The organism is Streptomyces sp. SBT349 (genome assembly GCF_001083795.1).
Classification (GTDB): domain Bacteria; phylum Actinomycetota; class Actinomycetes; order Streptomycetales; family Streptomycetaceae; genus Streptomyces.
Genome location: NZ_LAVK01000366.1, coordinates 1 through 7,210 on the forward strand (window position 1 = coordinate 1; position 7,210 = coordinate 7,210).

The following is a 7,210-nucleotide window of genomic DNA, read 5'->3' on the forward strand; positions in this document are numbered from 1 at the left end:
CCGCCGGGGCGCGCAGGCCGCGGGCCTGGGGCGCCCTCGCGGCGCTGTGGCTGGTGGGCACGGCGGAGTTCGCGGCGGCGAGGCTGCGGCCGGGGCCGAGGACGGGGGACGAGGTCCGGCGGATGGTGGCCACCAGCGCGCTGATCCCGTTCGCCGCCGTGGGGCACTGGCTCGCCGGGCAGGTGCGCCACCGCGACGTGCGCAGCGTCCGGGAGACCACGGCCGAGGCGCAGGCGCGGGCGGAGGCCGAGGCGCGGGAGACCGCGCGGGCCCTGGCCGAGGTCCGGGGCCGGCCACGGACAGGAACGAAGGGATACCTTCCGTTTAATTCGGGCATAACGGGCAACTCAGACGGTCATGACGAGTAGAGCCTCGATCCCGACGAGCAGGAGGCCGACCCCGGGCACCCCCGCGGGCGGCCCGTGGATGCTGCCGCCCTGGCCCGGCGGGCGGCCCCTGCGACGGACGGGACCCGGCCCCGACGCGGTGCTGTTCGACCGCGACGGCACGCTGATCGAGGACGTCCCCTACAACGCCGACCCGGCCCTGGTGCGCCCCCTCCCCGGGGCGCGCGCCGCCCTGGACCTGCTGCGCGCGCGGGGGATCGCCGTCGCGGTGGTGAGCAACCAGTCGGGCGCCGCCCGCGGCCGTTTCACCCGGTACGGGGTCGAGGCCGTGCGACGCCGCGTCGAGGTGCTGCTCGGCCCGTTCGACGTCTGGGCCATCTGCCCGCACGCCGCCTGGCAGGGCTGCGCGTGCCGCAAGCCGGCGCCGGGCCTGGTCCTCGCCGCCTGCGGGCGGCTCGGCGTCTCCCCGCGGCGGGTGGCGGTCATCGGCGACATCGGCACCGACATGGCCGCGGCGAGGGCGGCGGGCGCGCGCGGCGTGCTGGTGCCGACGCCGGTCACCCGCCGCGCCGAGATCGAGGCGGCCACCGAGTGGGCGCCCGATCTGGGGGCCGCCGTGCGCGCGGTGCTGCGGACCTCCCCCGCCGAGGGGCGTGCGATATGACCGACGTGCACCCCTCCCCTCCGCGCTCGTCCCCTCCGAACGCGCCCCGCACCCTGGTGGTGCGCCTCGACAGCGCGGGGGACGTGCTGCTCGCGGGCCCCGCCGTCCGCGCGGTCGCGGCGGGCTCGTCCGCCACCACGCTGCTGTGCGGGCCGCGCGGCGAGGCCGCGGGGCGGCTGCTGCCGGGGCTGGACGAGATCCTGGTGTACGACGCGCCCTGGGTGGGCCTTGCCCCGCCGCCCGTCTCGCGCGAGACGGTGGACGCGCTGGTCGACCGGGTCGCCGCCGGGCGCTTCGACCGGGCCCTGATCTTCGCCTCCCACCACCAGAGCCCGCTGCCCGTGGCGCTGCTGCTGCGGATGGCGGGCGTGCCGTGGATCGGCGCGGACAGCGAGTACTACCCCGGCGCGCTGCTCGACCTGCGCCACCGGCGCGCCACCTACCGGCACGAGGCCGCCGCCGCGCTCGAACTCGCCGAGGCGGCCGGGTTCTCGCTGCCCCCCGGCGACGACGGCGCCCTGAGCATCACCGGGCACCCCGCCACCGGCCACCTGACCGGCGAGGACCCCTATGTCGTGGTGCACCCGGGCGCGGCCGTGCACGCCCGCACCTGGTCGCCGCCGCGCGCCGCCGAGGCCGTGGCCGCCCTCGCCGGGGCGGGCCACCGCGTGGTGGTCACCGGGAGTCCGGGCGAGGAGGAACTGACGCGGCGCGTCGCCGGGCCGCACGGGCTCGACCTGGGCGGGCGCACCCACCTGCCCGAGCTGGCCGGGGTGCTGGCCGGCGCCCGGGTCGTCGTCGCGGGCAACACGGGCCCCGCGCACCTGGCGGCGGCCGTGCGCACCCCCATCGTCAGCCTCTTCTCCCCGGTGGTCAGCGCCGACCGGTGGCTGCCCTACCGGGTGCCGCACCTGCGCCTGGGGCGCCAGGACGCGGCCTGCGCGGGCACCAGGGCGCGGATATGCCCGGTGGCGGGCCACCCCTGCCTCGACTCGATCACCGACCAGGAGGTCATCAGCGCGGTCGAGGCCCTGACGGTCACCGGCCCCCGCCCGGATCCCGCCGGACGGAAGGCGGCAGCATGAACATCCTCCTCTGGCACGTCCACGGCTCGTGGACGACGGCGTTCGTCCAGGGCAGCCACACCTACCTGGTGCCGGTGCTCCCGGACCGGGGGCCCGACGGCCTGGGCCTGGCGAGGACCTACCGCTGGCCCGGCTCCGTCGCCGAGCTGACGCCCGGGCAGCTGGCCGAGGCGCCCGTGGACCTCGTGGTGCTCCAGCGCCCGCACGAGGCGGCGCTGGCCGAGCGGTGGCTCGGCGGGCGCCGCCCGGGGCGGGACGTGCCCGCCGTCTACCTGGAGCACAACGCGCCCACCGGCGACGTTCCCGACACCCGCCACCCGTGCGCGGACCGCGACGACCTGCTGCTGGTGCACGTCACCCACTTCAACCGGCTGTTCTGGGACAGCGGCACCACGCGAACCGCCGTCGTCGAGCACGGCGTCGTGGACCCCGGCCACCGCTGGACCGGCGAGCTGGAACGCGCCGCCGTGGTCGTCAACGAGCCGCTGCGCCGGGGCCGCACCACCGGCACCGACCTGCTGCCGCTGGTCGCCGGGGCCGCGCCGCTGGACGTGTTCGGCATGCGCACCGAGGGCCTGGCCGCGCGGATCGGCGTCCCGTGGCACCGCTGCCGCAGCTACGACCTGCCGCAGGGGCGGCTCCACGACGAGCTGGCCAGGCGGCGCCTCTATCTGCACCCGGTGCGCTGGACCTCGCTCGGGCTCTCCCTGATCGAGGCCATGCACCTGGGCATGCCCGTCGTCGCCCTGGCCACCACCGAGGTCGCCGACGCGGTCCCGGAGGAGGCCGGGGTGCTCTCCACCAGGCCCGAGGTCCTGGCCAGGGCCGCCGGCCGGTATCTGCGCGATCCGGACGCGGCGGCCGAGGCGGGCCGGGGCGCGCGGCACGCGGCCCTGGAGCGCTACGGCCTGAAGAGATTCCTCGACGACTGGGACCTGCTGATGGAGGAGGTGATCCGCTGATGAGGCGAGCCACCACACGCGCCGGGCGGGAAGGGCTCCGCATCGCCCTGGTCTCCGAGCACGCCAGCCCGCTCGCCGCCCTGGGCGGCGAGGACGCGGGCGGCCAGAACGTGCACGTCGCGCAGCTCGCGGCCGAACTCGCGGGCCGCGGCAACGAGGTGACCGTCTACACCCGCCGCGACGACGCGGGGCTCCCGGCCGGCGTCCGCCTGGGCGAGGGCGTGACCGTGCGGCATGTCACGGCCGGACCGGCGAGGGCCGTGCCCAAGGACGGGCTGCTGCCGTTCATGCCGGAGTTCGGGACGGTGCTGGAGGAGGAGTGGGCCGGCGCCCCGCCCGACGTCGTCCACTCCCACTTCTGGATGTCCGGCGTCGCCACCCTCCAGGCCGCGCGCCGCCTCGGGGTCCCGTTCGCGCACACGTTCCACGCGCTGGGCACCGTGAAGCGGCGCCACCAGGGCCACGCGGACACCAGCCCCGCCGACCGGATCACCTGGGAGCGCTACCTCGGGCTGAGCTGCGACCGCACCGTGGCCACCTGCCGGGACGAGGTGGACGAGCTGACCTCGCTCGGCCTGCCGCCCGAGCGGATCAGCGTGGTGCCCTGCGGCGTCGACCCCGAGCTGTTCACCCCGGCGGGGCCCGCCGATCCGCGCGGCGCGCTGCCCTACCGGCTGCTCCAGCTCGGGCGCCTGGTGCCGCGCAAGGGCGCCGAGGTCTCGCTCGCCGCGCTGGCCAAGATCCCGGACGCCGAACTGGTCATCGCGGGCGGGCCGCCCCCCGCGGGCCTGGACGCCGACCCGGAGGTGCGGCGGCTGCGCGAGACGGCGCGCACGCTGGGCGTCGGCGACCGGGTGCGCTTCACCGGCGGCGTCTGCCGGGACCAGGTGCCCGCGCTGCTGCGCGGCTCGGACCTGGTGCTGTGCCCGGCGGACTACGAGCCGTTCGGCATCGTGCCCCTGGAGGCGATGGCCTGCGGCGTGCCCGTGGTGGCCAGCGCGGTCGGCGGGCAGCGCGACACCGTCGCGGACCCCGGCACCGGGCGGCTGGTGCCCCCCGGCGACCCGGCCGCGCTCGCCGACGCCGTCGCCGCGCTGCTGGCCTCTCCCGAGGAGCGCGCGGCCCGCGGGGCGGCGGGGCGGCGGCGGGTGCTGACCCGCTACTGCTGGGCGGCCGTGGCCGCGGGCACGGAGGAGGTCTACCGCGAGATCAGCAGCCGCCGCCCCGCCCCGGTGAGCGGCGCCTGAGCAGGAGGAACGGAACGCCCGAGGAACGGAACGCCCATGGACGCATCACGCACCGCCCACGAGCACTGCCTGTCCCTGACGGACGCGCTGCGGCGCTACGAGAGCGCGGGCCTGGACGAGACCGTCGCCTGGGGGCGCCACCTGGCCGGCATCCTGCCGCAGGGCGGGCGGCTCCTCGCCGCGGGCAACGGCGGCAGCGCCGCCCAGGCCCAGCACCTGACGGCCGAGCTGGTGGGCCGCTACGCGCGGGACCGTCGCCCGTTCTCGGCGATCGCGCTGCACGCCGAGACGTCGAGCGTCACCGCCATCGGCAACGACTACGGGTTCGCCGAGGTCTACGCCCGCCAGGTCACCGCGCACGGCCGCTCGGGCGACGTGCTGGTGCTGATGTCCACCTCGGGCCGCAGCGACAACCTGGTGGCCGCCGCGACGGCCGGCCGGGCCGCCGGGCTGCGGGTGTGGGCCATGACGGGGCCGCTGCCCAACCCGCTGGCCTCGGGCGCCGACGCGGTCGTCAGCGTCGACGCGCCCAGCGCGGCCACCGTGCAGGAGGCGCACCTGGTCGCGCTGCACGTGCTGTGCGAGGCGTTCGACGCGGCGCTGGCCGGGCCGCACGCGATCGAGGCGCCGGTCCCCGCCGCCCTGACCCGGGGCGACGCCGCATGACCGGCCACGGGACGGGCCGCGGGACGAGCCGGGCGACGAGCGGGAAGCCGCTCGTGGTGGTCGGGGACGTGCTGCTGGACGAGGACGTCGAGGGCGTGGCCGCGCGGCTGGCCCCCGACGCGCCGGTGCCGGTGGTGGAGGTGGCCGGGCGGCGCTCGCGCCCCGGCGGGGCCGGGCTCGCCGCCGCCCTCGCCGCCGGCGACGGCCGCGAGGTGGTGCTCGTCACCGCGCTGGGCGGCGACCCGGCCAGCGACGCGGTGCGCGCCATGCTGCCGCGCGGCGTGCGCCTGGCCGAACTGCCGCTGGACGGCACGCTGCCCGTGAAGTCCCGCGTCCTCGCCGGGGGGAGGCCCGTGGTGCGGATGGACCAGGGCGGCGGAACGCCGGGGCCGCCGGGCGCCACGGTGCGGCGGGCGCTGGCCGGGGCGGGGGCGATCCTCGTCGCCGACTACGGGCAGGGCACGGTGGCCGCCGTGCGCGGGGCGCTCGCGGAGGCGGCCCGGCGCGTTCCGGTGGTGTGGGACCCGCATCCACGCGGGTGCGCGCCGGTGCCCTGGGTGAGCCTGGTCACGCCCAACGAGCGCGAGGCGCGGCTGTTCTGCGGCGCGGAGGGCGGCGAGAGCGACACGCTGGGGGCGCACAGCAGGCGCGGCACGCTGCTCGCGGAGCGGTGGCAGGCGGTCGCGGTGGCGGTGACGCTCGGCTGCCGGGGCGCGGTGCTGGCGCGGGCCAACTGCGACGACCCGCTGTATGTCCCGGTCGCGGCCGGGCACGAGGGCGACCCCTGCGGGGCCGGCGACTGCTTCGCCGCGACGGCCGCCTGCGTGCTGGCCGACGGCGGGCTGCCGCCGGAGGCGGTGGGGCTCGCCACCGAGGCGGCGGCCTCGTTCATCGGCTGCGGCGGCCTGGCGTCGCTCGGCTCCTGGCCCGCGAGCACGCCCGAGCCCCCCGCGCCCGCGCCCGCTCCGGCGGCCGGGGACGCGTACGCGCTGGTGGACGCGGTGCGCGCCGGGGGCGGCACGGTGGTGGCGGCGGGCGGGTGCTTCGACCTGCTGCACGCGGGCCATGTGCAGTTCCTCCAGAACGCGCGCCGCACCGGCGACTGCCTGATCGTGTGCGTCAACTCCGACGCCTCGGTGCGGCGGCTGAAGGGGCAGGGCCGCCCGCTCAATCCGGCGGCCGACCGCATCCGCGTGCTGGCGGGGCTCGGCTGCGTGGACGCGGTGGCCGAGTTCGACGAGGACACGCCGGAGGCGCTGCTGCGGCGGCTGCGGCCCGACGTGTGGGTCAAGGGCGGCGACTACAGCGTCCGCGACCTGCCGGAGGCGGCGGCGCTTCGCGAGTGGGGCGGCCAGACGCTGGTCCTGCCGTATCTGGACGGCCGGTCCACCACGGAGCTGGCGCGGCGCGCGGCGTTCCCCGCGCCGTGACGCGCCGGGACGCCGTGGCCGGGCGCGTTCTCGTGCTGCGGGCGCTGGGCCTCGGCGACCTGCTGACGGCGGTGCCCGCGCTGCGCGGGCTGCGGCGCGCGTTCCCGGAGCGGCGGCTGCTGCTCGCGGCCCCGCCGTGGCTGGCCGGGGCGGCGGCGGCCACGGGCGCGGTGGACGAGGTGCTGCCCGCGGGGGGCGCGGGGCGCGAGGTGCCGGAGCCGGTGCCCTGGGAGGGTCCGGGCGGGCCCTCCCTCGCCGTGGATCTGCACGGCGCGGGCCCGGAGTCGGTGGCGGCGCTGCGGGCCCTGCGGCCGGGACGGCTGTTCGGCTTCGCGGCGGGCGACGGGCCCGCGTGGCGGGCGGAGGAGCACGAACGCGACCGCTGGTGCCGCCTGCTGGCCTGGTACGGCGTGTCGGCGGACCCCTCGGAGGTGCGGATCGCGGCCCCCGCGGGCGTGCGCTCCCCCGCGCCCGGCGCGGTGGTGCTCCACCCCGGCGCGGACGCGGGCGCGCGACGCTGGCCCGCGAGGCGGTTCGCGGCGGTGGGACGCGCGGTGCGCGCGGCCGGTCAACGGGTCGTGGTGACGGGCGGTCCCGGCGAGGGCGCGCTGGCGCGCGAGGTGGCGCGGCGGGCGGGGCTGGCGCCGGAGGCGGACGTGTTCGCGGGGCCGGGGGCGCTGCCGTTCCCCGGCCTGGCGGCGCTGATCGCCGGGGCGCGGGCCGTGGTCGTCGGCGACACCGGCGTCTCCCATCTGGCCACGGCGCTGTCCACCCCCTCGGTCACCCTGTTCGGCCCGGTCTCCCCCGCC

The 7,210-nt window shown here is 78.7% G+C and carries 7 protein-coding genes and 1 pseudogene; all 8 read left to right on the forward strand.

The features are described 5' to 3' along the window. Positions 1-368: pseudogene (locus ADY01_RS40010) on the forward strand (hypothetical protein); the annotation flags it as partial. Further along, on the forward strand, positions 358-1,011 hold the full coding sequence (locus ADY01_RS30170; protein WP_078900744.1) for an HAD family hydrolase: 654 nt from the start codon (positions 358-360) through the stop codon (positions 1,009-1,011). The pseudogene ADY01_RS40010 and the gene ADY01_RS30170, both read left to right, overlap by 11 nt. Beyond that, positions 1,008-2,096, forward strand: coding sequence for a glycosyltransferase family 9 protein (locus tag ADY01_RS30175; protein ID WP_049579812.1), 1,089 nt, complete (start codon positions 1,008-1,010; stop codon positions 2,094-2,096). The genes ADY01_RS30170 and ADY01_RS30175 overlap by 4 nt, the downstream gene beginning before the upstream one ends. Then, positions 2,093-3,058 carry a glycosyltransferase gene (locus tag ADY01_RS30180; RefSeq protein WP_049579814.1) on the forward strand — a complete coding sequence of 322 codons (966 nt, stop codon included), beginning with the start codon at positions 2,093-2,095 and terminating at the stop codon, positions 3,056-3,058. Before ADY01_RS30175 ends, ADY01_RS30180 begins: the two co-directional genes overlap by 4 nt. Beyond that, positions 3,058-4,305, forward strand: a complete 1,248-nt coding sequence (locus ADY01_RS30185) for a glycosyltransferase (RefSeq protein ID WP_049579815.1) — start codon at positions 3,058-3,060, stop codon at positions 4,303-4,305. Before ADY01_RS30180 ends, ADY01_RS30185 begins: the two co-directional genes overlap by 1 nt. Positions 4,306-4,341: 36 nt before the next feature. Next, a complete protein-coding gene (locus ADY01_RS30190; protein ID WP_049579818.1) occupies positions 4,342-4,971 on the forward strand; it encodes a D-sedoheptulose-7-phosphate isomerase in 630 nt (209 codons plus the stop codon). Continuing rightward, positions 4,968-6,401 carry a D-glycero-beta-D-manno-heptose 1-phosphate adenylyltransferase gene (gene rfaE2, locus ADY01_RS30195; RefSeq protein ID WP_049579819.1) on the forward strand — a complete coding sequence of 478 codons (1,434 nt, stop codon included), beginning with the start codon at positions 4,968-4,970 and terminating at the stop codon, positions 6,399-6,401. Before ADY01_RS30190 ends, rfaE2 begins: the two co-directional genes overlap by 4 nt. Beyond that, on the forward strand, positions 6,398-7,210 hold an 813-nt coding region (locus tag ADY01_RS30200; RefSeq protein ID WP_053171355.1), incomplete at its 3' end, for a glycosyltransferase family 9 protein. The genes rfaE2 and ADY01_RS30200, both read left to right, overlap by 4 nt.

Excerpts from the sequence above, each read along its gene's own strand:
- ADY01_RS30170 (WP_078900744.1), top strand. The coding sequence starts at position 358 with ATGACGAGTAGAGCCTCGATCCCGACGAGCAGGAGGCCGACCCCGGGC.
- ADY01_RS30175 (WP_049579812.1), top strand. The coding sequence starts at position 1,008 with ATGACCGACGTGCACCCCTCCCCTCCGCGCTCGTCCCCTCCGAACGCG.
- ADY01_RS30180 (WP_049579814.1), top strand. The coding sequence starts at position 2,093 with ATGAACATCCTCCTCTGGCACGTCCACGGCTCGTGGACGACGGCGTTC.
- ADY01_RS30185 (WP_049579815.1), top strand. The coding sequence starts at position 3,058 with ATGAGGCGAGCCACCACACGCGCCGGGCGGGAAGGGCTCCGCATCGCC.
- ADY01_RS30190 (WP_049579818.1), top strand. The coding sequence starts at position 4,342 with ATGGACGCATCACGCACCGCCCACGAGCACTGCCTGTCCCTGACGGAC.
- rfaE2 (WP_049579819.1), top strand. The coding sequence starts at position 4,968 with ATGACCGGCCACGGGACGGGCCGCGGGACGAGCCGGGCGACGAGCGGG.